Raw genomic sequence first — 24,962 nt, forward strand, 5'->3', positions numbered from 1 at the left:
CCCGCCGGAGCCCTGAGGGATCCGGCGGGGTCCGGCGGCGGCCGGCGGAAGCGGGTTCCCGGACCGACGGCGTCCCGAGAACGCGGCACTGACCGAGCGCACCGCTCTCGACGCGGGTCAGTGCTCGCGCGGGGCGGGCACCACGCGCTCCACCTCGGGGTGGATGGTCAGCAACTGCCGCATCGCCGACTCCGCCGCGGTGCCGTCACCGGCGCCGAGGGCGTCGACGATCCGCGCGTGCTGGGTCAGGGACGTCTCGTTCGGTCGGTCACAGCCGGTGACCGGGCTGCCGGAGACCTGGAGGGCCGCCGACACGATGCCGGAGAGGTGCTCCAGCATGCGGTTGCCCGCGATCTGGATGAGCAGCGAGTGGAATTCGGCGTCGGCGCGCGAGAAGGTCAGCGCGTCACCCTGCGCCATGGCGTGACCCATGATCTCGACCATGTCGCACAGGCGCTGCTGGACATCCTCCCGCCCGTGCCCGGCGGCGAGGCGGGCGGCGAGCGGCTCGATCGTCCAGCGCAGCTCGCTCAGCTCACGGCGCTGGTCGTCGCGCTGCGGCCCGAAGGCCCGCCACTCGATGATGTCCGGGTCGAGGAGGTTCCAGTCGCTGACGGGACGCACGCGCGTGCCGACGTTCGGGCGGGCACTGACCAGGCCCTTGGCCTCCAGGACCCGGAGGGACTCGCGGACGACGGTGCGGGAGACCTCGAAACGCTGGCCGATCTCCTCGGGAACCAGCGGGCGGTCCGCGCCCAGGTCGCCGGAGACGATCATCTGCCCCAGCTGCTGGACGAGTTGACCGTGCAGTCCGCGGCCGCGGCTGCCCGCGGCACGTCGGCCCACACGGCCCAGCTCCGGGTCCGCGCCCTCCCAGGACGGCGTACCGACACGGTCGGTGGCGGGGACCTCCGCATAGGGGTAGCGGTCGAGTTCGCCCGGGCCGACCAGACCAGAGTCTGAGGAGCGGGCGGCGGTCATCATGGTGTGCGCAAGGGTACTCACGGATCCTTTGTCGGCGCTGCCTCCAACTCCCTTGAGGTCTTTGGTGAAAAGCACACGAAAGGGTGATCGCTCACACCGTCGCAATTGACGCCTTATCGGAAAGAAATGGCCTTTCTGTGGGGAGTTGTGCGCGCGGCGGGATCACAAGCGTCCGGTCCCCGGTCATCGGACCCTGGCCCGCAGGGTGCTGAACAGGTACGCGCAGAGCAGCGCGGCCAGCGACAACGCCAGCGCGGCGCCCACTGGTTGGGCCAGCACCCGGGCGGCTCCGGCCAGATAGCGGTCTCCCCCGAAGGGCCACTTCAGCAGGAACGTCTCCCGCAACCGCATCGGTAGTCCGGCCGCCATCCGTACCCCCGTACCCTGCACAGCCTCGTGTACGACGGGCACGACGAGCACGGGTACGGCGAGCACCGCGGCGAGACCGGCCGTGGTGGACCGGAAGACACCTGCCGCCAGTACGCCGGCCCAGGCACAGCCGACGATCAGTCCGAACCAACTCACGGTCAGCAGGAGCCAGTCGGCGGGAACCTGTACGGGCTCCCGACCGTAGACGAGGTAGAGCACTTCGGCGTCGCAGCCCACGGTGAGGAACGAGAGCAGTACCGCGGTGGCCCCGGAGACCAGCAGTTTCGCGGTGAGCAGCCCCAGCCGGCGGGGCACGGTGCCGCGATCGGCCGCCAGCGCGGGGTGGCGGAACTCGTCTCCGAAGGCCAGCGCGCCGAGCAGTCCCGCGCCGAATGCCGCCGGGGGCAGCGGCAGCTCCCGCGGCCAGGCCGCGAAGAGCCGGGCCTGGGAGGTGTGCCCGGCCCGGGCCAGCAGCACGGCGGTGAGGGCGGACACGAGCAGTACGGCACCGCAGGTGAGGAAGCCGGTGCCGATCCCGGCAGCCCGGCGGAGTTCGTAGCGCAGAGGGCGAAGGGGGCTGGGAGCGGGGCGGACGGAGATGGGGGGCGGAAGCGGGGAGAGTACGCCCGGATCATCGGCGGCCCGGTCCCGGCGCGCGGGAGCGACCGGGGCCGGGGCGGCGGGCTCGTCGCCGGCTGCCGGGGCCCTGGAGGGCCGCGCCTGCGGCTGCGGACGGCCGCCGGACAGCCGGACGGTGGGGGTTGCGGCGGGTCCGGAGTGAGCGGGCGGACGGCTTGTGCGGCCCTCGCCGGATACGGGTCCGGAGTCAGCAGCCGGACGGTTTGCGCGGCCCTGGGCGGATACGTCGCGGTTCGACGGCTCGCCGACGGCGGTTTCGGCGGACATACTCCGCGTCGGCGGCTGTGCGGGCCGAGCTTCGCGGGACAGCCCGCGGGCAACGGGCCGGGCGGTGGCCGCTTCGGTGGGTACGGCGTGGGCCGACGACTGGTCCGACAGGGCTTCGGCGGACATCGCGGTCCCGACGGACGCCGTGCGGGTCAGCGGCTGGGCGGAAGTGGCGGCCGGTGGCTGTGCCGGGACGGCGGGTGCTGTCCTGGTGGCCCCGCCGTGGCCTGCGGGCTCGGCGGAGCCGGGGGAGGCAGGCGGCTGGGCGTGCCCGGGGGCCGTCGAAGGCTTGGCAGTCGCCGGAGCGGGCAGTTGGTCGGTGGGACGCACCGGAGTGGAGAACTCCGTGGCCGGGGTCGCGGGCAGGGACGTGACGGCCGAGTCGCCGGTGAGCCCCTCGGCGGTGGCGGAGGGCTGCGGTTCAGCCGCGCCGAGGGGTTCCGCGGCGGCCGTCGATCGGCTTCGACTCGGCTCCTGGCCTGCGGTGCGCGGCTGCTGTGCGAGGTTCGGAGCGGCCGCGGGCCGCGGGCCGCCCCGCTCCGCCCTCGGCTGCGGGGCGACCGCGGGTGTGTCCGCCTGCGTGCGCCGGTCCGCGCCCGACGCGTCCTGCCGGCCGGCGGCAGAAGTCTCTCCGAGAGCTCGCTGCGGATACGCCGGCCGGGCGCTCTCCACCGCGGTCCGCTCCCCCTGGCTCGCACCACGGGTCAGCTCGCGCGTCGACCGGCCCTCGTCCGCGGCGGCCGGTTCCCGAGGGTTCGGCTCATGCAGCGCCTCCTCCGGCGCTTCGCCCGCCGACGGCTCCGCCACGACGGCGCCCGGCCCCATGTCGCCCGTCTCGTGCGCGAGTTGGTGGACCAGGATGCCATGACGGAAGGCGGCCTCGCCGACTTCGGCGGTCGTACTGCCGTACACGGAGAGGCGGTTGCCGCCTTCCCGAACGACCTCCACCGAGCGGTGGGCGGTGCGCGCCTCCTTGCTGAGCACCGCGGCGAGCCGGTCGGCGTGGGGGCTGCGGACGGCCACGCGCGGGCGGAGCCGGGTGCGGGCGAACTCCCTGGCCTCCTGGTCCGCCACGAGTCGGCCGGACTTCAGGGTGACGACCCGGTCGGAGGCGCGGGCGGCCTCCTTCGGGTCGGCGGTGGTGAACAGGACCGTGCCGCCCTGCACCGCGTGTGCCCGGAGCATGCGGTGCAGCCAGTGGGCCTCACGGGCGGACAGGCCGTCCGTGGGCTCGTCCAGGACGAGGGTGTGCGGGTCGGGGAGGAGGGCGCAGGCCAGGCCGAGCCGACGGTCCATGCCGTGTGACAGCGTGCCGAGTCGCTCCTCGCGCAGGCTGACGAGCCCGACGGCTTCGAGCACTTCGTCGGCGCGCCGGGCCGGCACCCCGGTCGCCGCGCACAGCATGCGCAGATGACCGCGGACGGAACGGGACGGATGACCGGGGACGTCACCGAGGAGTACGCCGACCTCACGGGCCGGGTGGGCGATGCGGTGCAGGGGGCGGCCCCTGAAGTAGGTCAGCCCACGCCCCGGTTGGAGTTCGAGCATCAGTCTGAGCGCCGTGGTCTTGCCCGCGCCCGCCTCGCCCAGGAGTGCGGTGACGCGGCCCGCGCCCGCTTCGAAGGTCACGTCGTCGACGGCGGGCGGGTGCGCCTTGCGGGGGATGCTGGTCAGTCCGAAGGCCTGGATCACCTTAGGGAAGATAGCGCGGAATGACCGTTTTTCCCGGTATGAAAGGTTTTAACCTTTGTCGAGTTCGCACTGCCGGACGGTCACACCTCGGGCCGCAGCATCGGCGGGTTGAGCAAGGTGGCCCCGCCGGCCCGGAAGAGCTGAGCCGGCCGCCCGCCCTGCCGGGTGGTCGTACCGCCGGTGGGGACGAGAAAGCCGGGAGTACCGGTCACCTTGCGATGGAAGTTGCGCGGGTCGAGTGCCACTCCCCACACCGCCTCGTAGACCCGGCGCAGCTCACCGACCGTGAACTCGGGCGGGCAGAACGCGGTGGCCAGGGACGAGTATTCGATCTTGGAGCGGGCCCGCTCCACACCGTCGGACAGAATCTGGGCATGGTCGAAGGCGAGCGGCGCGACGGGCTCGCCGTCCCGGCCGTAGCCGCCCTGCATGAGCAGTTCCTCCACCGGCGCCCAGCGTGCGTTGCTGGCGTCACCGCCCGCGCGTGGTGCGGGCAGGTCGGGGGCCAGGGCGAGGTGGGCGACGCTGACCACACGCATCCGGGGGTCACGCTTGGGGTCACCGTAGGTCGCCAGCTGCTCCAGGTGGGCTCCGCCTTCCTGGGCAGGGGCGTCGGGGTCGTGGGCCCGTAGCCCGGTCTCCTCCGCGAGTTCCCGTGCCGCCGCCTGCGAAAGATCCTCGTCGGCCCTCACGAAGCCGCCCGGCAGCGCCCACCGTCCCTGGAACGGCGACTCGCCTCTGCGCACGGCCAACGCACACAGGGCATGGCGACGCACGGTCAGCACGACCAGGTCCACGGTGACGGCGAACGGCGGAAAGGCTGACGGGTCGTAGGGCATGCGGTGATCATAGTCGTCTGCCTGACGATAAACACTCCCTTCGGTGGTCACTCCGACGGCTGATCCACTTCGCTCCGGTATGCGCCCCGGTTCGTTCCGGCACGCGTTCTCCACTCGGTCGTCCTCTCACCACGGCCGTGACGTCGCGCCGGCTCGCCGCCCTCCTCCTGGCAGCTCACACCCCGAGTTGCAGGCCGGCCGCGGCCTCCTCGACCATGGCCAGGCCGAGCCGGCTGACCCGCACCGAGAAGGGCGCACCGGCGACCCGCAGCCCGGTCAGGCCGAGCTCACCCAGGGGCGCGCTGTGCGGCGGGCGCAGGGTGACGGTCCCCGCCGGGACGTCTGGGCGGATACCGGCGAGCGTGGTGAGGAGCAGGACCCCAGCAGCGGCGGCGGTGGCCGCCGGACGGCAGGCCGCGGGGTGCGGAAGCGGAGCGCTCCCCTCGGAGCGCTGCTCGCCGGCGAACATCTCCGGCAGCCGGTGACCGAAACGCTCGGCCGCCGCCAGGAGACCCCGCAGCAGCCCGCCGGCCTCCTTCTCGTAGCCCGCGGCGGCCAGCCCGGCGACGGCGAGTGCCGTCTCCTGGACCCGGACGGCGCCGGACCGATGGCCGAACGGGCTGTGCCCCGTCTCCTTGGCTCCCAGGCCGCGCAGTCCCCACCCCGAGTCCATGGCCGGTCCGCCGAGCAGCCGGGCGAGCTGCTCGGTCTGCACCCTGTCGAGCAGGCCTGCGGCCAGTCGGCCCGCACCCAGAAGGCCGGTGTCGAGAAGGTGCACGGCGGTGGAGCCCAGGTGGGTCAGAGGGCGGCCGTCCGGGGCCAGGGCCGCCGCGGGACGCCCGCCGCCGCGGTCCTCGACCCAGAAGTCCGCCCGGAAGGCCTTCCTCAGCTCCGCCGCCCACTGCCGCAGCCCGGCACCGCCGGGCCGGCCGCAGGCGTCCAGGAGATCTGCGCCGAGCAGGGCGGCCCGGTGGGCGTGGGCCTGGGTCTCAGCGCGCGCGGGGCCGCCGGGCTGCGGGTCGCTGAGGTAGGTCCGGTCGCCCGCCGTGGTGCGCAGCCAGGTCAGGCAGCGCTCGGCGGCGGGCAGCAGCTCCCGGGTCTCCTGCTCCGGGAGTCCCCAGCGGCGGGCCTCCGCCAGCAGGACGGGGAAGAGCAGGGTGGCCTCGGTACCCGTGCAGCCCGGTGGCAGGTGGGCTCCGGCGTCGCGGCGCGGGCCGGGGATCATGCCCGTCCGCGGTCCTGGGCCCCGGAGTTGGGTACGGGCCAGGGTGCGCAGGGTGCCTGCGGCGAGGCGGGTGCCGAGGGGCAGGGTCATCCGGGCGGCGGCGAGTGCCTCGGCCGGGGCCAGACCGCAACGCCACGGCGCCCCGGCCGCGAGGTAGCTGTCGCCCGGCTGTGCGAGGTCGCGGAGCAGCAGCGCCTGGAGGTCGTCGATGCTCGTCCTGAGCAGCGCCGTGACCCTCGGGTCGTCGCCCTTGGCCCTGGCCGGTGCCAGCGGGCTGGTCGCGGCACGTCCCAAGGCGCGCAGGGGGGCCGGGCCGTCCGGTCGCACCCGCAGCTCGACGCTCGCCGTGGCGCCCGGCGGCAGCTCGAACTCCCAGCGCAGCAGCCCCGCCGAGGCCAGCGCGTCGGCTGGTGGCGGGTCCGCCGTGACCGAGGCGTTGCCGGTGGGCGTGGTCCAGCGCAGGCCGGAGTCGTGAACGCCGGCCGGGAGTTCGGGTCCCGGGATGCCTGCGGCGATGGCGCTCAGGTCGGCCAGGTCCGTGCCGAGGACCGCCTCCAGCGGCAGGCGCAACGGGTGGGGTGCGCAGTTGCGCAGGGTGATGCGCTCCATACCTTCGGCGTGCCGGGTTCGTTCCACGACGACGTCCGGATCCGGTCCCGCCGCCGGGGAGACCCGGAGCACACCGACGAACCGCGCGGAGTCCGCTCCCGTCATCCGGGCCTGCACGGCGAGCGGTTCGCGGCCCGCGACGCGGACCTGGCAGCGCGCGAGGAGCCGTCGGCCCGCACGGTAGAACCCCTCCAGGCCCTGGCCGGTCAACTGACCGTGTTCCGTGGAAATGGCGAGGCCCGGCAACGCGACGCAGATCAGGGCGGTGTGCGAGGGCGGCAGCCCGCCGGCGCCTCCCGTGACCGGGGGAACCGGTCGGGCGGGGGTCGGCCGGGGGGTGCGGCCCCGTGGCTGCGCGGGGCCGCCGTCCGCCGACGGCGGCCAGGACGGGCCGTCCCGCAGTCGTCGGTTGTCGGCGGCGGTGGAGGGCGGAGTCGGCTGATGCATGGGGAGGCTTCTTCTGCGCGCTGTGCGCCTGTGATGTGCCGGGCGCCGGACGGAGGGCTCTGGGGGTCCAGGGGAGGGACGGCGGCACGGGCCGTCCAGGCACTCCGCCACCCAGGTGAACGGAGACGGGCGCCTCCTGGTCACGCCCCCGCCTGCCGAAGCCGATCGAAAACCGGGGCGGTGCTGAGCCGCTCGGACCGGTCGGCCCGCCGCTGTGGCTGCGGACACCCAGGTCCGCAAGGCCGATCCGGTGACCGCCGGACGTCGGTCGGTCACGGCGCCGCTCGCCTCCGATGAGGCCCCGGGCCCAGCGGGCCCAGCACCCGACATCGCCGGCCGAGGTCCGGCCGACCGCCGACCACGACCGTCCGCCGCTCATTCGACCCCCTCGTTGAGGCCGTCCCCGGAGCGCCTGCCCTCCTGTGCGGTTCGGCTGTCCCCGGTCCCGTTCCGCTCCGCTTGCTGCGCCGCACGCGTGCGTGTGCGGCCCGCACCCGGCCCGGACGAACCAGGGCGGCTGTGCTCCGAGCTCACTTGTCGCGGCCTGGCGCATTCTGACTTCGGCCGCCGGTCGTCGGCGGGGTCCGTGATGCGCGGACGGCGGCGACGGCGGGTACCGGAGGCGGTGGCCGGCGCGCCGTCGGCTTCTGCTTCAACTTCGGCTCCGGCTCCGGCTCCGGCATCGGGCGCGGGGTCGGGGTGAAGCGGGCCGGCGTCAGCGACCGTTGCCGTGGCGTCCGCCCCCGCGAGACCCGTGCGGCCCGCGCGTTCCGTGCGCAGGCAGCGGCGGATCGACTCCGGGTCCAGGCCCTCGTTGCAGGCCTGGTGGAGCAGGCGGGCGAAGAGGTAGTCGGGGTCCGCGCCCAGGGCCATCGCCAGGGCCTCCCGTGCCTCCAGGTCGTCACCGGTGGACCAGGCGACCCAGCCCGCCAGAGTGAGCGGAGCGGCGGCGTGCTCGCCGTACGGGCCGACGCAGCGGCGGGCCAGGGCTCGCCACAGGCGCAGGGCCGGTCCGGCCTCGTCGCCTTCCATCCAGGCGGCCGCGCGGTCACGGGTCGTGCGGTCCTGCAGGCCGAGAATCAGCGTCGCCGCCTCGTCGTGGGCGACCAGGGCGTCGTCGCGGAGGTCAGCCTGGTGGGTGCCGGACACGGGGGTGGCGGCGGCGTACCGGTGGATGACGCGTTCGGCGAGGGCGAGGGTCTCCTCGGCCACGTCCGCCCGCAGGGAGCCGTCCAGCATGCGAGGCACCAGGGCCATTCCGGCGCTGTCGAGGGCGACCTCCTGCTCCAGCACGGCGCCGGTCTCCCAGGGGAGCAGCCGGGCCCGCAGCTCGCGCAGGCTGCCGCGCACCTGGATACCGGCGTACGTGGCCGCGGCCGCGAGCACGGAGGTGCCGGGGAGGCCCATGGGGGCTCCCTCGGGCGGACAGCATTTCTCAGTCGGGCAGCAGTAGGACCAGAAGCGGCCGTCCGAGACGCACAGTGCCTCGATCACGGGCACGTCGAGCCGACCGCACTCGGTGCGCAGCAGTTGGGCGAGCGGTGTGAGCCGGCGCATCACGTCCCGGCCCGTTTCGCCGGGCGCCGGTTCCTGGCAGACGTAGGCGACCATCTGCTCGGGCCGGGCTCCCCGGCGCTCGCCGCCGGTCACCAGGCCCTGCGCGAGCTGGCGTGCGGCCGACTCCCAGTCGTCCCTGTTGACGGGAATGCCGAGCCGGGCCCGTCCGCCGAAGCGGCCGCGGCCGGCGCGGTCGTGCAGGGCCACCAGCACCATGCTGTCCTCGGGGCGGTACCCCAGCAGGTAGGGCAGCGCGTCGGCCAGTTCGGCCGGGGTGCGCAGGGTGACCTGGGTGTCGTGGGCGGATGGCCCGAGGGGGACCGTGCCGCGGGTGATGTCGCCGTTTTCGTGGGGTCCGATGCTTTCGCCGTGATTCGTCATGCGACAGACGATCTCGCGGATCCTGTGATTCCGGTTGGGCCTGTGGATAAGTCAAATCAGGGACACGACAAAGCCGTCGTCCGTATCCACAGGCTCGCCCGGTTGTCGGTCCCGTCCTGTTGTATGGGACGCATGGAGCACACGAGCAACGCGGAACTACGGGCCCGGGCGGACACCGTCCTCGCCCGTCTCGTCGGGGACGACACGGGCGCCGCCCGGCTGCGCGAGGACCAGTGGCGGGCGATCGAGGCGCTGGTCGCGGACCGGCGCCGGGCCCTGGTCGTCCAGCGCACGGGCTGGGGCAAGTCCGCGGTGTACTTCGTGGCGACCTCGTTGCTGCGGGCCTCGGGCGCCGGCCCGACGGTGATCGTCTCCCCGCTGCTCGCGCTCATGCGCAACCAGGTGGAGGCCGCGGCCCGGGCCGGCATCCACGCCCGCACCATCAACTCCTCCAACACGGAGGAGTGGGAGTCGGTTCAGGCGGAGATCGCGGCCGGCGAGGTCGACGTCCTCCTCGTGTCCCCGGAGCGGCTCAACAACCCGGACTTCCGCGACCAGGTCCTGCCCAGGCTCGTCGCGGCGACCGGACTGCTCGTCGTGGACGAGGCCCACTGCATCTCGGACTGGGGCCATGACTTCCGCCCCGACTACCGGCGGCTGCGCACCATGCTGGCCGACCTGCCGCCGGGCGTGCCGGTGCTGGCGACCACCGCCACGGCCAACGCGCGCGTGACCGCCGACGTGGCCGAGCAGCTCGGCACCGGTGCCGCCTCGGACGCGCTGGTGCTGCGCGGTCCGCTGGACCGGGAGAGCCTCAGCCTGAATGTGCTGCGGCTGCCGGACGCCGCACACCGCATGGCCTGGCTCGCGGACCACCTGGACGAACTGCCGGGTTCCGGCATCGTCTACACGCTCACCGTGGCCGCCGCCGAGGAGGTCACCGCGTTCCTGCGGCAGCGCGGGCACACCGTGGCGTCGTACACGGGGAAGACGGAGAACGCCGACCGGCAGCAGGCCGAGGAGGACCTGCTCGGCAACCGGGTCAAGGCGCTGATCGCCACCTCCGCGCTCGGCATGGGCTTCGACAAGCCCGACCTCGGGTTCGTGGTGCACCTGGGCTCGCCCTCCTCCCCCATCGCCTACTACCAGCAGGTGGGCCGCGCGGGCCGCGGTGTCGAACACGCCGAGGTGCTGCTGCTGCCGGGGAAGGAGGACGAGGCGATCTGGGACTACTTCGCCTCGCTCGCCTTCCCTTCGGAGGATTTGGTGCGCCGCACCCTGGACGTCCTCTCCGGGTCCGGCGGGCCCATGTCGCTGCCCGCGCTGGAGCCGCTGGTGGAGCTGCGCCGCTCCCGGCTGGAGTCCATGCTGAAGGTGCTCGACGTGGACGGCGCGGTCAGACGGGTCAAAGGCGGCTGGATCGCGACCGGGCAGCCGTGGGCGTACGACGCGCAGCGGTACGCCTGGGTGGCCCGGCAGCGCGAGGCGGAGCAGCAGGCGATGCGCGAGTACGCGGCCACGCCGGACTGCCGGATGGAGTTTTTGCAGCGCCAGCTGGACGACGAGGGCGCAAAGCCCTGCGGCCGCTGCGACAACTGCGCGCGGCCACGTTTCACGGCCGACACCTCCGCTGCCGCGCTGGACGCCGCACGGGTCGACCTGGGCCGCGCAGGCGTCGAGGTGGAGCCGCGCCGGATGTGGCCGACCGGCCTGCCGGCGATCGGCATCTCTCTCAAGGGGCGCATTCCGGCCGGTGAACAGGCTTCGGTGGGACGGGCCTTGGGACGGTTGTCGGACATCGGCTGGGGCAATCGGCTACGACCGCTGCTCGCGCCCCGGGCCGCGGACGCGCCCGTGCCGGACGACGTCGCCCGTGCCGTGGTGGAAGTGCTGGCCGACTGGGCGAAGAGCCCCGGCGGCTGGGCCGCGGGCGCGGCCGAGGCACAGCCACGCCCCGTGGGCGTCATCACCGTCGCCTCGCGCTCCAGGCCCCTGCTGATCCACTCCCTGGGTGCGCGCGTCGCGGAGGTCGGCAGACTCCCCCTGCTGGGTTCCGTGGAGCACGCGGGCGAGGCGCGACTGATCTCGCGCAGCAACAGCGCCCAGCGCCTCAAGGCCCTCGACGGTGACCTGACCGTGCCGCCCGGCCTCGCCACCGCTCTGTCCGAAGTCCAGGGACCGGTCCTGCTGGTGGACGACTTCACCGAGACCGGCTGGACCCTGGCGGTCGCGGCACGCATGCTCCTCAGGTCCGGGGCGCGGGGGGTGTTGCCGCTGGTCCTCGCCGTTCAGGGCTGACCCGGCCCCGTCATGGCTCGACTCAGGCGCGGGCGCGGCGTACGAACGTGCCCCGCTCGAACGTCCCAGGGGTCGCGGGACACCTCATCGGGTAGGGATATAAGTCACGCACCACCAGATAACAGTCGGTGGCCCCATTTGCTCGTTGCCGCATCCAAGTTCGACAGGAACAATTGAGTTCCGCTCCCCGCACGGCTCGTCCGTGATCCGGTTGGGCTTTGCTGCGGTGCGCGCGGCCCCGAATCAGATCTCGCCCCCAGTGTGGGCGCGTAGCCGAAGGGAGGAACGTGACCTTCGGATTCGCTCCGTCCTCGGCGGCCTCGTTGACGTCCGCGTCCGCCGCGTCCGCCAGTCGTCTGCTTGAGCCCGCCGAGTGGGCCGACGCCGGAATACCGCTGCTGCGCAACCCCCGCGAGGTCGTCAGCGGCCTGCACTCCCGGCATCGCCCCCGCCCGGGCACCGCGGTCGTCGCCGTCCTCGACCCGGAGGAACGGCTCTGTGCCAGCGCCTCCTTCGGCCGGCGCTCGACCCCTGCCGACGGCTGGATGTTCCGCAACGCGCTGCTGGCACAGTTGCGCCGGGTCATCCCACACGACCTGCGCCGCCGCACCCCGGTACGGACCGCCGTGCTGCTCTACTGCCGCGAGGGGGACGCGCGTTGGACGGAGGAGGACGGTGCCTGGATGTGGGGGCTGCGGGACGCCTGCACACTGCACGGGCTGCGCTGCGGGGCGTACATCACGCTGACGCACGACGGCTGGCAGGTGCTCGGCGAGGGCCGCGGCGGGCGGCGGCCCAACGCCGACTCGCCTCCCGAACCCTTCGCCCTGTCGGAGGCCCCGCCGCTGCCGCCGCGTACGGGAGGCGCCGTCTCCGAGGTACTGCGCCGCGCTGCCGCCCGTTGAACCCCGGCCCCCGCGAGGGGGCACCGGCCGCCGGGCCCGCTCCGCCGGGCACGGCGCTGTGGACATGACGCACGGCGTGCTCGGCGGTCGCACTGTGCTCCGCGACGGGCAGCGGCCCTCGCCCGTCGTCCGGGCACCCCAAAGGCACCACTGTGCCAGTCACCGCCGCGGCTCCTGCCGCGGCTCCTTCGGTACCTCCGGAGTCCCAGAGGTGCCGGAGACGGCTCAGACGCCCGCGCCGAGCACCGAGTTGATGCGCTGCGGGTCCCCGCAGACGATCAGCAGGGCGCCGGCCCGGGAGAGGGCCAGCGGCAGGGCCGCTGCGGCGACGGTGTCAGGGCCGCCGTTGACGGCGACGACGACCACGGCGCGGGTCGCGGCACGGGAAGCGACGGCGGCGTCCGCATAGAAGACGTCGTCGCCCGCGTCGTGCTGGGCCCAGTAGGAGGCTTCGCCGAAGGACAGCTCGTGATCGGCCCACGGGTGCTGCGCGCCGGTGGTGATCACCAGCACGTCGCCGGGGGCACGACCCGATTCGAGGAGCAGGTCCACTGCTTCCTCGGCCGCGTCGAGAGCGCTCTCGACGGAGGCCGGGATCAGCTGGATCTGCGGGGCCGCCGCTGTCGCGGCGGGGACGGCCGGGCCGGGCTGGCCTGGCGCGGCCACGTCACGCGGCGTGCGCTGCACCGGCGGCGTGGGCCGCAGAGGGCCGGGACGACCGGGACGCGACGGAGCCGCGGGGCGGGGGCCGGGTACGGGACGAGGGGTCGGCGCGGTACGGCCACTGGCCGAAGTGGCGCGGGGACCCTGGGCACTCTCGTGAATCTGAGGCTCCTCGGGAATGAGAGGCATGAGCTGATATTTATCAAACGTTGGTGCAGGTCACATGAACCGGGTGGCACAACAGTGCGACTGGAACGTCAGAAATCGAAGCCGAGCTGACCCTCGATCCCCGGAACGCTTCCCTCCGCCCAGCTGCGGACCTTCTTGAGGTGCCGCCACTGGGGCAGCGCATCAAGATACGCCCACGACAACCGGTGGTACGGGGTGGGGCCCCGCTCCTCCAGTGCGGCCTTGTGCACGGGCGACGGGTACCCGGCGTTGTCCGCAAATCCGAAGTCTGCATGGTCGATACCCAGTTCGGCCATCATTTTGTCGCGCTGAACTTTGGCGATCACCGAGGCCGCGGCCACGGCGACACACGATCGGTCACCCTTGATGACCGTGCGCACCCGCCACGGGGCACCGAGGTAGTCGTGCTTCCCGTCGAGGATGACCGCGTCAGGACGGACCGGAAGAGCCTCCAGGGCACGGACCGCCGCCAGTCGCAGCGCGGCGGTCATCCCGAGGTCGTCGATCTCCTCCGGCGAGGCGTGCCCCAGGGAGTAGGCCGTGACCCACCCTCGCAGCGTGCCGGCAAGTTCCGTACGTCGCTTGACGGTCAGCAGCTTGGAGTCGGTGAGGCCCTCGGGCGGTCGGCGAAGACCGGTGACCGCGGCACAGACGGTGACGGGACCGGCCCAGGCGCCGCGCCCCACCTCGTCGACACCGGCAATGACCTTGGCTCCGGTCGTGGCGCGAAGGGAGCGCTCGACGGTGTGAGTAGGCGGTTCGTACGGCATGGCGCCCTTAGGTTACGCCGCACCGATCCCCGAGCGACACCCCGGCTTCCATGACCGCGCCATGGACCGCCGGAGCCGCTGCTCACACCCCGTGCGACAGCAGCAGCGGAAGCATGAACCGGTCGATCATCTCTGCGATCTCCTGGTCGCTCCATTCGCTTCCAAAAATCTTGTTGCGGTACATCATCAGCGCCGGAATGGCGTCGAGGACATACCCGTTGGCCGCATCGGCGCGCACCTCCCCCCGCTCGATACCACGGGTGACGATGTCGCCGATCAGCCGGGTCGCCGGGCCCACGACCCCGTCGAGGATCACGCCGTGGAACCGCTCGACCTGCAGGGGATCGCATTCGTGAATCACTGACAGCAGTGCGAAGCCGGGGCGCGAGAACATCGCGTCCCGGGCCTGCCGGCACAGAGCCAACAGATCTTCGCGCACACTTCCAAGGTCGGGCGCCTCCTCCAGAGGCGGCAGACCGGCCTGCAGCGCGTCGGCGACCAGCTCTTCCTTGGAGGGCCAGCGGCGATAGACCGCCGCCTTCCCGGTCTGGGCGCCGGCGGCGACACCCTCCATGGTGAGGCCGTTCCAGCCGACGGTGCTGAGCTGTTCCAAGGCGGCGTCCAGGATCGCGCGTTCGAGGACCGCACCGCGCCGACGGGGGGAGGCCGCCTGAGCGGGAGCGGCAGTCCAGCGCGAGGTAACCATCTGAGTTTCTCCAGCGAGCAAGGGGGAGCGGTAATTCCGGAGCGGGGGGACGCGGCGCGCGACGACAGAGGGGGACGCGACACGCGACGCGCAGTTAAGTGAACGCTTGCGTTCTCTACTGGGGACTCACTACCGTTGACACGACAGTGAACGCGAGCGTTCACTAAAGCCTTCGTGGGGGATCCATAGTGACAACCTCTCAACTGATACCGGACCAGAAACCAGGGGCGGCCCGCCGACCGGGGCGCCCCGGCATCGCGCTCACCGTGATTGCCGCCTGCCAGCTCATGGTGGTACTCGACGCGACGATTGTGAACATCGCGCTCCCGCACATTCAAGACGCGCTCAGGTTCAGCACCACCGATCTCACCTGGGTGGTCAGCGCCTACACGCTCACCTTCGGCGGCCTGCTGCTCCTCGGTGCGCGGGCCGGTGACATCCTCGGCCGGCGCCGCGTGTTCATGACCGGCATCCTGCTGTTCACCTTCGCCTCGCTCCTCGGTGGTCTCGCCCAGGAACCCTGGCAGCTGCTCGCCGCCCGCGCCCTCCAGGGCATGGGAGGCGCGATCGCGTCGCCGACCTCGCTGGCGCTGATCACCACGACATTCCCCGAAGGTCCGGAGCGTAACCGGGCGTTCGGAGTGTTCGCCGCGGTCTCAGCGGGCGGCGGGGCCATCGGTCTGCTGGCAGGCGGCATGCTCACCGACTGGCTCGACTGGCGCTGGGTGTTCTTCGTCAACGTACCGATCGGACTGCTGATCGTCGCCCTCACCCCGCAGTACATCAACGAGTCCGTACGGCATCCCGGCCGGTTCGACATCGCGGGCGCACTCGCCTCCACCCTCGGCATGGCCTCCCTGGTGTACGGCTTCATCCGGGCGTCGGAGGACGGCTGGCGCGACGGCCTGACCCTCGGGTCGTTCGCCGCCGCGGTGGTGCTTCTGCTGGCCTTCGTCTTCATCGAGACCCGGGCGAAGGAGCCCATCACACCGCTGAGAATGTTCGCCGACCGCAACCGCGCCGGCACTTACGTGATCATGCTGAGCCTGGCCGCGGCGATGTTCGGCATGTTCTTCTACATCGTGCTGTTCGTGCAGAACGTGCTGGGTTACAGCCCGATCAGGGCCGGTCTGGCGTTCCTGCCCGTGACGGCGGCCATCGCCGTCGGCGCCGGGCTCTCACAGCGGTTCCTGCCCGCCCTGGGCCCCAAGCCGTTCATGATGGCCGGTTCGGGGCTCGTGGTCGTCGGACTGACCTGGCAGACGTTCATCAAACCGGACAGCTCCTATGTCAGCGGAGTGCTCGGACCCATGCTGGTCTTCGGCTTCGGCATGGGGCTGAACTTCGTGACGGCGACCGTCACCGCGGTCTCCGGTGTCGCCCAGCACGAGGCCGGGGCAGCTTCCGGACTGCTCAACGCCATGCAGCAGGTGGGCGGTTCGCTGGGCCTGTCCATCCTGACCACGGTGTTCGGCTCGGCCAGCAAGGACGAGGCGAAGAAGCAGCTGCCGAAGTTCCTGGCCGGTGGTTCGCCGCAGCAGAAGGCGGAGTTCGCCAAGTCTCATCAGCTGCCCGCGCCCTGGGGGCACGAGGTGCTCGCACACGGCATCTCGACCGCGTTCGTCCCCGCCGCCGTCATGGCCGGGCTCGGCCTGCTCACCGCCTGGCTCGTGATCAAGGTCCGCAAGAGCGACCTCGAAGCCCTCGCGGGCACGGCCGGCCCGGGGGTGGGCTGACCCCACCGGGTCCGCGCCGAGCCGCGGACGGCCGGACCTCCGCCAGGGGACAGACAGCAGAGGCAGAGGCCCGGCCATCCGCATCGCGACTGTCGGCGCCGCGAGCATCAGCACAGCGCACAGCACCAGAAGAGCCGGCACGACACCCACGACCCCGCACCTCCCCCACGACGACGCCTTCCGGCACATGCGCCGAGTGGGGCGGCTACCGGCAAAACGCCTGACGGTCACGCAGAGTTCCCATCGGCGACGGAGAGTTTCCCATCCGGGCCGCCGGGTTCACCAGAAGACCCCTCGGGCGGGACCGTCCTCGGACCGACGCGGCGTCGCCCCGGCACGCTTCGGCGGCCTACGGAAACCGCGCCCGCCGGAAGACGGCGACGCCGGTCCCGTCGCATGCCTCCGAGGCCTCCGACACCCTCGGGAACGGCGCGGCCTCGCGAGGTTCCACACGAGCCGGGCCCGAAGGGGCGCCGCGCCGTGTCGTCGCCGAACACGTTCCGCGCCCGGCCTCAGCCGTTCAACTCGCCGACGCCGGTCCCCGCCCCCGCCGGTACCCATTCCGGCAGCGCCTCCGTCCGCTCCTCCCATGCGGCCGGCAGCGCTCCCGCCGCGCCGCCCGCGAGTACGCCGCCCACGATGGCGCAGGTGGTGTCCACATCGCCGCCCGCCTGTGCGGTCGCCCAGAAGGCCGTCTCGTAGTCGCCGAGGGCACGTGCCGCCGACCAGAGGGCGAAGGGGACGGTGTCCTGGGCGGTCGTACGGCGCCCGCAGCCCAGGACGGCCGCGACGGTACCCGCGTCGTCGTAGTCGAGCATGTCGCGGGCGCGCCGCAGGCCCTCGCCGACCGCGCTCCTGGGGACGAGAGCGAGGACCCCGTCCAGGAGTGCCCCGGGGCTCGGCGGGCCGCCGGGCGCGGCTGCCAGCGCCGCCGCGGCCGCCACGGCCATGGCACCGGCCACGGCCTCCCGGTGCTGATGCGTGGGGTAGGCCGAGATCTCTGCCTGGTGGGTGGCCTGCTCCGGATCGTCCGCGTACCAGGCGCCCAGGGGCGCTATCCGCATCGCGGCGCCGTTGTCCCAGGACCCCTGCCCGTTGAAGAGCCCGGCGGCCAGTTCGCGCCAGTCGCCGCCCTCCCGGACGAGGCGCAGCAGGCGGTTGACGGCGGGGCCGTAGCCCCGGTCGAAGTCGTGGTGCGCGGCGAAGGAGCGGGCCAGCGCGTCCTGGTCGACGCGATGGTGGGCGGCCAGGACGGCGACGACGGAGCAGGCCATCTCGGTGTCGTCGGTCCACTGCCAGGGGGCCGCAGGCAGCTCCCGCCGCTTCAGCAGCGGATAGTTCTCCGGCACGAAGAACTGCGAGCCCAGCGCGTCGCCGACGGAGAGTCCGCGCAGGCTGGCCAGGGCGCGCTCCAGGCGCCCGGAGGTCGGGGAATCGGTGGAGGAGGTCATCGCGGCCAGCCTAATCGCTCATCCAGTAGGACTCCGGGTCCCGCCAGCGGTCGAAGGGCTGGTTGAGCGTGTACTTGTCGTCGTCCCCGAGAACGAGCATCCGCATCTCGGCGTTCCCGGGATTGGAGAGCGACTCGAACTCCGCGACCGTCCAGTGGAACCAGCGCATGCAGAACAGCCGCATCGCCAGGCCATGGGTCACCAGGAGCACGTTGGGCGGGTGGTCCGGCGCCTCGAAGCTGCGGAACAGGCTCTCCAGGAAGCCGCCGACGCGGTCGTACACGTCGGCCCCGGACTCCCCCTGCGGGAAGCGGAAGAAGAAGTGCCCGTACGCGTCCCGGTACGTCTTCTGCAGCCGCACGTCGTCGCGGTCCTGCCAGTTTCCCCAGTCCTGCTCACGCAGCCGGGGCTCCTCGCGCACGCGTATGAGATCCGGGTCGAGGTGGAAGGCGCGGAGGGTCTCGTGCGTACGGCGGTAGGGAGAGACGTACACGCTGACGCGCTCCTGGCCGAAGATCTCCCGGATGCGCTTTCCGGTCTCTTCGGCCTGTCGCCAGCCCCGCTCGGTCAGGGCCAGTGCGTGGTCGGGTTCCCGCTCATACACGGAGTCGTCGACATTGCCGGTTGACTCGCCGTGCCGGACAAGGACGATGCGCCGTGGTCGTGCCATGCCAAAACCCTAGATCGAGTGACGGGAAGTGGAGCACTCGGAGGGGCCTCATACGGCACAGGTCACACAAAACGAGGGTTTGTTTTTCAAACGATCCAGCTCGGTTCCAGCTCCACGATGTCACCCGTGAGGGCCGCGATGTCGGCCTCCGTCTGGGCGCGCAACGCCAGCCGCTCCACCCGTTCGGTGCGGTACTTGCCGTGCTCGGCTGCCGACCGCCACATCGAGAGGATCATGAACTCGTGCTCCGGGGCCTCCGCGAACATGCCGCGGATCATGCCGGGCGAGCCGGCCATCGCCGGGTTCCAGACCTTCTCCTGCATCAGCGTGAAGTGCTCGACGCGCTCCTCGTGCACCCGGCAGAGGGCCACTCGGACCAGGTCGCTGTCCGTGAACCGCGGTTCGAAGCCGGTCTTCACGTCGAACCGGTACTCGAACAGCTTGACCTGCTGGTTCTTGAACGTCCCGGACTGGGACGCGGCCAGACGGTCGTGCGAACGCGCCATGAAGGAGTCGTAGAAGGCACGGCTCTCCCAGAAAGCGAAGATGTGCGCCACTCCAGGTCGCTGCCGACTCCAGCCCCCGCCCTGTCCCCGAAATCCCGGCTCCCCCAGAAGCCCCGCCCATTTCCGCTGCCCCCGCTCGAAGCCCCGGCGGTCAACCACGGTGCAGCGAATCCACTTGACCAGCACCGCGCCATCGTAAGGCCATGGGGCGTGGCGTCGGTCACGCTCCGGCGGAGATCACCCGCGCGTGCGCCCCCGCGCGCATGGCACGATGGACAAAGAGGCTTGGAAAAACATCAGTTGGGGCAGTGACCTCTAGGGGGAAGGGGACGCGTGGTGAGCGGTTTCAGCAAGGCGATCCGCAAGGTCGAGGTCGCGGTGAAGTGGGATCCGAGCCCTTCCGGGCAGCCACCCACCGATCTCGACGTCATCGCCGGTACGTTCACGACGGTTGACCCGTACGGAACTCCGGCCTATCTGGTGCACTTCGACAGCCGTTCGCCCGACGGCACGATCTTTCTCAACCGGGACAGCCAGGACGGCAAAGGCTTCGGCTGGGACGAGGTGATGACGCTCGAACTGGACCGGCTCGACCGCCGGTACGCGCGCGTGGTCGTCGGAGTCGTCATCCAACAGCGTCCCACGCACCGGACGTTCGTGAATGTCCTGAACCCGGCCGTGCGCGTCCGGGAGGGCTACAACGTACTGGCCGAGGACGACTTCGGCTCGGTCCTCGGGGCGACGGCGGCCACCGTCGCGGAGTTCGTGCGCGACGGTTCCGGCGACTGGGGCTTCCGGCCCGGCCTGCACGGCTTCGAGGACGACCCGGCTGTCTTCACCCGGGAGATGGGCGCGCTCGGCCGCCCCTGACGGCGGACGACCGCCCGGAGCGGGCACACGGTAAGGGGCGCCGGCCATGACCGGCGCCCCTTACCTCATGTCACATCGACTGGTCAGCTGCAGCCGCTGGTCGAGCCGCAGCCCTCGCAGATGTAGCAGGAGCCCGCCCGCTGCATCTTCGTACCGCAGGAGAAGCAGAGCGGGGCGTCGGCCTGGATCCCCAGCTGCATCTCCACCAGTTCGGCGCTGGTGTGCGCCTGCTTCGGGGCGGGCTTGGCCGCCTCGATCCTGGGGGCGGCGACGGCCTTCAGCTCCTGGGCACGCGGCGCCGACTGGGCCAGGCCCTCGACGTCGACCTCGTCATCGTCGAGGGACGGCTCGTACGAACCGGTCTCCAAGTGCCGCTGACGCTCCTCGGCGGAGTGGATGCCGAGCGCGGAGCGCGTCTCGAACGGCAGGAAGTCCAGCGCCAGGCGGCGGAAGATGTAGTCGACGATCGACTGCGCCATCCGCACGTCCGGGTCGTCCGTCATGCCGGCCGGCTCGAAGCGCATGTTGGTGAACTTCGAGACGTACGTCTCCAGCGGGACGCCGTACTGGAGGCCGACGGAGACCGCGATGGAGAAGGCGTCCATCATGCCCGCGAGGGTCGAGCCCTGCTTGGACATCTTCAGGAAGACCTCGCCCAGGCCGTCGTCCGGGTAGGAGTTGGCCGTCATGTAGCCCTCGGCACCGCCGACGGTGAAGGACGTGGTGATGCCGGGACGACCCTTCGGGAGGCGCTTGCGGACCGGGCGGTACTCGATGACCTTCTCGACCGTCTCTCGGATGGTCGCCTCGGTCTTCTCGGCGATCTCCTCCTTCTCCTTCGCCTTGGTCTTGGCGGAGAGGGGCTGGCCGACCTTGCAGTTGTCGCGGTAGATCGCGAGCGCCTTGACGCCGAGCTTCCAGGCCTCGAAGTAGATCTCCTCGACTTCCTCGACGGTCGCCGTCTCCGGCATGTTGACCGTCTTGGAGATGGCGCCGGAGATCCAGGGCTGGATCGCGGCCATCATGCGGACGTGGCCCATCGGGGAGATGGCACGCTCGCCCATGGCGCAGTCGAAGACCTCGTAGTGCTCCTGCTTGAGGCCGGGGGCGTCGATCACGTTGCCGTTCTCGGCGATGTGGGCGACGATCGCCTCGATCTGCTCCTCCTGGTAGCCCAGGCGGCGCAGAGCCTGCGGGACCGTGCCGTTGACGATCTGCATCGAGCCGCCGCCGACCAGCTTCTTGAACTTGACCAGGGCCAGGTCGGGCTCGACGCCGGTGGTGTCGCAGGACATCGCGAGACCGATGGTGCCGGTGGGGGCGAGGACGGAAGCCTGGGAGTTACGGAAACCGTTCTTCTCACCGAGGCGCACCACGTCCTGCCAGGCCTCCGTGGCAGCGGCCCAGACCGGGGTGTCCAGGTCGTCCATGCGGACGGCCACGGTGTTGGCGTCGGCATGCTGCTTCATGACGCGGTTGTGGGCGTCGGCGTTGCGGGCGTAGCCGTCGTACGGGCCGACGACCGCGGCGAGCTCGGCGGAGCGCCTGTAGGCGGTACCGGTCATCAGCGAGGTGATGGCACCGGCGAGGGCACGGCCGCCGTCGGAGTCGTAGGCGTGGCCGGTCGCCATCAGCAGGGCGCCGAGGTTGGCGTAGCCGATGCCGAGCTGGCGGAAGGCGCGGGTGTTCTCGCCGATCTTCTGGGTCGGGAAGTCCGCGAAGCAGATGGAGATGTCCATCGCGGTGATGACCAGCTCGACGACCTTGCTGAAGCGGTCGACGTCGAAGGACTGGCTGCCCTTGCCGTCGTCCTTGAGGAACTTCATCAGGTTCAGGGAGGCGAGGTTGCAGGACGTGTTGTCCAGGTGCATGTACTCGCTGCAGGGGTTCGAGCCGTTGATCCGGCCGGACTCCGGGCAGGTGTGCCAGTGGTTGATGGTGTCGTCGTACTGGATGCCCGGGTCGGCACAGGCCCAGGCCGCCTCGGCCATCTTGCGGAACAGGCTCTTGGCCTCGACCTCTTCGATGACCTCGCCGGTCATCCGGGCCCGCAGACCGAACCGGCCGCCCTGCTCGACCGACCTCATGAACTCGTCGTTCACGCGGACCGAATTGTTGGCGTTCTGGTACTGGACGGAGGTGATGTCCTCGCCGCCCAGGTCCATGTCGAAGCCCGCGTCACGGAGGGCGCGGATCTTCTCCTCCTCCTTGACCTTGGTCTCGATGAAGTCCTCGATGTCGGGGTGGTCGACGTCGAGGATGACCATCTTGGCGGCGCGGCGGGTGGCGCCACCGGACTTGATGGTGCCGGCGGAGGCGTCGGCGCCACGCATGAAGGAGACCGGGCCGGAGGCGTTGCCTCCGGAGGAGAGCAGCTCCTTGGAGGAGCGGATCCGGGAGAGGTTCAGGCCGGCGCCAGAGCCGCCCTTGAAGATCATGCCCTCTTCCTTGTACCAGTCGAGGATCGACTCCATGGAGTCGTCGACGGACAGGATGAAGCAGGCGGAGACCTGCTGGGGCTGCGGGGTGCCCACGTTGAACCACACGGGGCTGTTGAAGCTGAAGATCTGGTGCAGGAGGGCGTACGCCAGCTCGTGCTCGAAGATCTCGGCGTCGGCGGGCGAGGCGAAGTACTTGTGGTCCTCACCGGCCTTCCGGTACGTCTTCACGATGCGGTCGATCAGCTGCCTGAGGCCGGTCTCGCGCTGCGGGGTGCCCACGGCACCGCGGAAGTACTTGCTGGTGACGATGTTGACCGCGTTCACCGACCAGAAGTCGGGGAACTCGACGCCACGCTGCTCGAAGTTGACCGAGCCGTCGCGCCAGTTGGTCATGACGACGTCACGGCGCTCCCAGCTCACCTCGTCGTACGGGTGTACGCCGGGGGTGGTGTGGACGCGCTCGATACGCAGTCCCTTGCCGGCCTTGGTGGCCTTCGCGCGGGAACTCCGTGCCGGACCGCTCGCCGTCTCTGTCATGCCGCCTCCCTGTACGGGCTAAAACGCCCTGAAATGCCACGATGTTCCCGTGACACACTGATCTGTATTCGCGTCGCGGGCACCTTCGGCCGCCACCCGCGACAAGTCCTGGATCGCCGTCCGACCACCCGGAATCCGGGCCCTCCGCCCGGTCCGGTCCGCCCGTCAGCCGGCGATGTGAACGGGGGCGGGCGCCTGTGCCGCCCCACCTGGCCCGCGCTCGTCCTCCTGGCCCCCCGCTCCCGCGTCTTCGTCGTCCGCGGCGGGGTCCTGCGCGGCCTGCCTGAGCTCCGCGATCGCGGCCTCGAAGTCCTCAAGCGAGTCGAACGCCCGGTAGACGGAGGCGAATCGCAGGTAGGCGACCAGGTCGAGCTCCTGCAACGGGCCGAGTATGGCCAGCCCCACGTCGTGGGTGGTCAGCTCGGCACTTCCGGTGGCCCGCACCGCCTCCTCGACCCGCTGACCGAGCTGGGCGAGCGCGTCCTCGGTGACAGGCCGCCCCTGGCATGCCTTGCGCACGCCGTTGATGACCTTCGTACGACTGAACGGCTCGGTGACTCCGGACCGCTTGACCACCATGAGCGAGCACGTCTCCACGGTCGTGAAACGACGGGAGCAGTCCGGACACTGGCGGCGCCTGCGGATCGACGTGCCGTCGTCGGTCGTACGACTGTCGACCACGCGGCTGTCGGGATGCCTGCAGAAGGGACAGTGCATGATCTCCAACCCTCCTCACAGCAGACTCAATAGCCTCGCTGGGCCACATGGGCCCCTCGAAGCAGCCCCAAGCATAGGCGATCTCAGAGAGACCTGGGACCCGGGGGACCACAACTTGTGGGCTGCTGTAGCAATCCAACCACTAGATGTGGTGATTGGCTGATACATCACTGAGTTGCGCGTGTCGCACACGTACCGCTATGGCGGATACGGAGATACGGTGAGCGCCGCACGGAGGTCACGTGCGACTCAGGCGCAGATGGGGACGGACATCCCGGTCGGCGGCGGTCCAGATGGCACACTGGGTGCACCCACAAGGCCATCGGCCCGGCGGTGAAGAGTACAGCAATGGGCCCTTTTGCCCGCCGGGTACCGCGTGAGCCATACAGCCAGACATGAGATCACGTACGGCGAACCGCGTTTTTTCACTCGAACGTGTGTTTGGCGCAACCTTTCGAAAGCAACTACCGTTGTCCAGCAGGGAGACCATCGAGAGGGGCCGACGTGACCACGACCGCAGACAGTGCCACCATCACCGCCCAGGACCGCTCCCAGGGCCGACTCGACCCGGTGCATGCCATGAACGAAGCCGTGAATCCCGAGGGACTCAAGCGTTCCCTGCCGGGCCGACCTCCAGGCATCCGGGCGGACAGCTCGGGCCTGACCGATCGGCAGCGCCGGGTGATCGAGGTGATCCGGGACTCGGTGCAGCGGCGGGGCTACCCGCCGTCGATGCGGGAGATCGGCCAGGCCGTCGGCCTGTCGAGCACCTCCTCGGTGGCGCACCAGCTGATGGCACTGGAGCGCAAGGGCTTCCTGCGCCGCGACCCGCACCGTCCGCGTGCGTACGAGGTGCGTGGCTCGGACCAAGCGGTGACCGTGCAGCCCACGGACACCGCCGGCAAGCCCGCCGCGTCGTACGTCCCGCTGGTCGGCCGGATCGCCGCCGGTGGGCCGATCCTCGCCGAGGAGTCGGTCGAGGACGTCTTCCCCCTCCCCCGGCAGCTGGTCGGTGACGGCGAACTGTTCGTGCTCAAGGTCGTCGGCGACTCCATGATCGAGGCCGCGATCTGCGACGGTGACTGGGTCACCGTCCGCCGCCAGCCGGTCGCCGAGAACGGCGACATCGTCGCCGCCATGCTCGACGGCGAGGCCACCGTCAAGCGCTTCAAGCGCGAGGACGGCCACGTCTGGCTCCTCCCTCACAACGCCGCCTACGAGCCGATTCCCGGCGACGACGCGACCATCCTGGGCAAGGTCGTCGCGGTGCTGCGGCGCGTGTGACGCCTGCGGCGGGCGGTCGTCGCCGCCCGCCCTCCGATCGGGCCCCGGGACCCCTGCGCCGGTTCCGGGGCCCTGCACTGTCCGGATCGCGCGACAGCCTGCCCTGGATCGCGGGGGGGGGGGGGCGGGGGCGGGGGGGGCCCCCCCCCCCGCCACACCCCCCCCCCCCCCCCCGGACGCCCCCCCCCCGCCGGGCCGCCCCCCGCGAGG

At 71.6% G+C, this 24,962-nt stretch carries 18 protein-coding genes; 5 read left to right on the forward strand and 13 right to left on the reverse strand.

Translation table 11 applies throughout. The annotated features are described in order from the left end of the window. Positions 1–117: 117 nt before the first annotated feature. The 5 genes from AB0P24_RS45150 to AB0P24_RS45170 form a co-directional block, all read right to left on the reverse strand. Positions 118–1,005: a FadR/GntR family transcriptional regulator gene (locus AB0P24_RS45150; RefSeq protein WP_365804834.1), complete on the reverse strand. Its 888-nt coding sequence runs from the start codon at positions 1,003–1,005 to the stop codon at positions 118–120. A 162-nt stretch (positions 1,006–1,167) separates the two neighbouring features. Then, a complete protein-coding gene (locus AB0P24_RS45155) occupies positions 1,168–3,951 on the reverse strand; it encodes an ATP-binding cassette domain-containing protein (protein WP_365804836.1) in 2,784 nt (927 codons plus the stop codon). 80 nt (positions 3,952–4,031) lie between these two features. After that, positions 4,032–4,790 (reverse strand): NUDIX hydrolase, encoded by a 759-nt coding sequence (locus AB0P24_RS45160; RefSeq protein WP_365804838.1) that lies wholly within the window; start codon positions 4,788–4,790, stop codon positions 4,032–4,034. A gap of 175 nt (positions 4,791–4,965) precedes the next feature. Continuing rightward, positions 4,966–7,071, reverse strand: a complete 2,106-nt coding sequence (locus AB0P24_RS45165; protein WP_365804840.1) for a glycogen debranching N-terminal domain-containing protein — start codon at positions 7,069–7,071, stop codon at positions 4,966–4,968. A gap of 375 nt (positions 7,072–7,446) precedes the next feature. Then, a complete protein-coding gene (locus AB0P24_RS45170; protein WP_365804842.1) occupies positions 7,447–9,009 on the reverse strand; it encodes a DUF4192 domain-containing protein in 1,563 nt (520 codons plus the stop codon). Between the two features lie 132 nt (positions 9,010–9,141). Here AB0P24_RS45170 and AB0P24_RS45175 point away from each other — a divergent pair, with 132 nt between their 5' ends. Beyond that, positions 9,142–11,307 carry a RecQ family ATP-dependent DNA helicase gene (locus AB0P24_RS45175; protein ID WP_365804844.1) on the forward strand — a complete coding sequence of 722 codons (2,166 nt, stop codon included), beginning with the start codon at positions 9,142–9,144 and terminating at the stop codon, positions 11,305–11,307. 287 nt (positions 11,308–11,594) lie between these two features. Next, positions 11,595–12,212, forward strand: a complete 618-nt coding sequence (locus AB0P24_RS45180; protein WP_365804846.1) for a hypothetical protein — start codon at positions 11,595–11,597, stop codon at positions 12,210–12,212. Between the two features lie 225 nt (positions 12,213–12,437). Here the strand turns inward: AB0P24_RS45180 and AB0P24_RS45185 are convergent, their stop codons facing one another. The 3 genes from AB0P24_RS45185 to AB0P24_RS45195 all read right to left on the reverse strand — a co-directional run bounded on the left by AB0P24_RS45185 (position 12,438) and on the right by AB0P24_RS45195 (position 14,540). Beyond that, entirely contained in the window at positions 12,438–13,064 is a 627-nt protein-coding gene (locus AB0P24_RS45185; RefSeq protein WP_365804848.1) for a hypothetical protein, read from the reverse strand. A 68-nt stretch (positions 13,065–13,132) separates the two neighbouring features. Then, entirely contained in the window at positions 13,133–13,834 is a 702-nt protein-coding gene (locus AB0P24_RS45190) for a ribonuclease HII (protein WP_365804850.1), read from the reverse strand. Between the two features lie 82 nt (positions 13,835–13,916). Continuing rightward, positions 13,917–14,540, reverse strand: coding sequence for a TetR/AcrR family transcriptional regulator (locus tag AB0P24_RS45195; RefSeq protein WP_365804852.1), 624 nt, complete (start codon positions 14,538–14,540; stop codon positions 13,917–13,919). Between the two features lie 188 nt (positions 14,541–14,728). On the opposite strand from AB0P24_RS45195, the gene AB0P24_RS45200 reads away from it, so the two are divergent. After that, positions 14,729–16,276 carry an MFS transporter gene (locus tag AB0P24_RS45200; protein ID WP_365804854.1) on the forward strand — a complete coding sequence of 516 codons (1,548 nt, stop codon included), beginning with the start codon at positions 14,729–14,731 and terminating at the stop codon, positions 16,274–16,276. A gap of 512 nt (positions 16,277–16,788) precedes the next feature. On the opposite strand, the gene AB0P24_RS45205 is transcribed toward AB0P24_RS45200, so the two are convergent. The 3 genes from AB0P24_RS45205 to AB0P24_RS45215 all read right to left on the reverse strand — a co-directional run bounded on the left by AB0P24_RS45205 (position 16,789) and on the right by AB0P24_RS45215 (position 19,089). After that, positions 16,789–17,727 (reverse strand): ADP-ribosylglycohydrolase family protein, encoded by a 939-nt coding sequence (locus AB0P24_RS45205; protein ID WP_365804856.1) that lies wholly within the window; start codon positions 17,725–17,727, stop codon positions 16,789–16,791. A 10-nt stretch (positions 17,728–17,737) separates the two neighbouring features. Further along, positions 17,738–18,397: a histidine phosphatase family protein gene (locus AB0P24_RS45210; RefSeq protein ID WP_365804858.1), complete on the reverse strand. Its 660-nt coding sequence runs from the start codon at positions 18,395–18,397 to the stop codon at positions 17,738–17,740. Positions 18,398–18,483: 86 nt separating this feature from the next. Next, positions 18,484–19,089, reverse strand: coding sequence for a YdbC family protein (locus tag AB0P24_RS45215; RefSeq protein ID WP_365804860.1), 606 nt, complete (start codon positions 19,087–19,089; stop codon positions 18,484–18,486). Between the two features lie 150 nt (positions 19,090–19,239). On the opposite strand from AB0P24_RS45215, the gene AB0P24_RS45220 reads away from it, so the two are divergent. Beyond that, entirely contained in the window at positions 19,240–19,773 is a 534-nt protein-coding gene (locus AB0P24_RS45220) for a TerD family protein (protein ID WP_365804862.1), read from the forward strand. An 83-nt stretch (positions 19,774–19,856) separates the two neighbouring features. Here the strand turns inward: AB0P24_RS45220 and AB0P24_RS45225 are convergent, their stop codons facing one another. After that, entirely contained in the window at positions 19,857–22,751 is a 2,895-nt protein-coding gene (locus AB0P24_RS45225) for a vitamin B12-dependent ribonucleotide reductase (RefSeq protein ID WP_365804864.1), read from the reverse strand. 165 nt (positions 22,752–22,916) lie between these two features. Next, complete coding sequence (gene nrdR, locus AB0P24_RS45230) at positions 22,917–23,468, reverse strand: transcriptional regulator NrdR (protein WP_365804866.1); 552 nt, start codon at positions 23,466–23,468, stop codon at positions 22,917–22,919. 504 nt (positions 23,469–23,972) lie between these two features. Between nrdR and lexA the strand changes: the two genes are divergently transcribed. Then, positions 23,973–24,752, forward strand: coding sequence for a transcriptional repressor LexA (gene lexA / locus AB0P24_RS45235; protein WP_181804556.1), 780 nt, complete (start codon positions 23,973–23,975; stop codon positions 24,750–24,752). Positions 24,753–24,962: the final 210 nt, after the last annotated feature.

This window comes from Streptomyces sp. NPDC086519, assembly GCF_040686075.1.
Taxonomy (GTDB): Bacteria; Actinomycetota; Actinomycetes; order Streptomycetales; family Streptomycetaceae; genus Streptomyces; species Streptomyces shenzhenensis.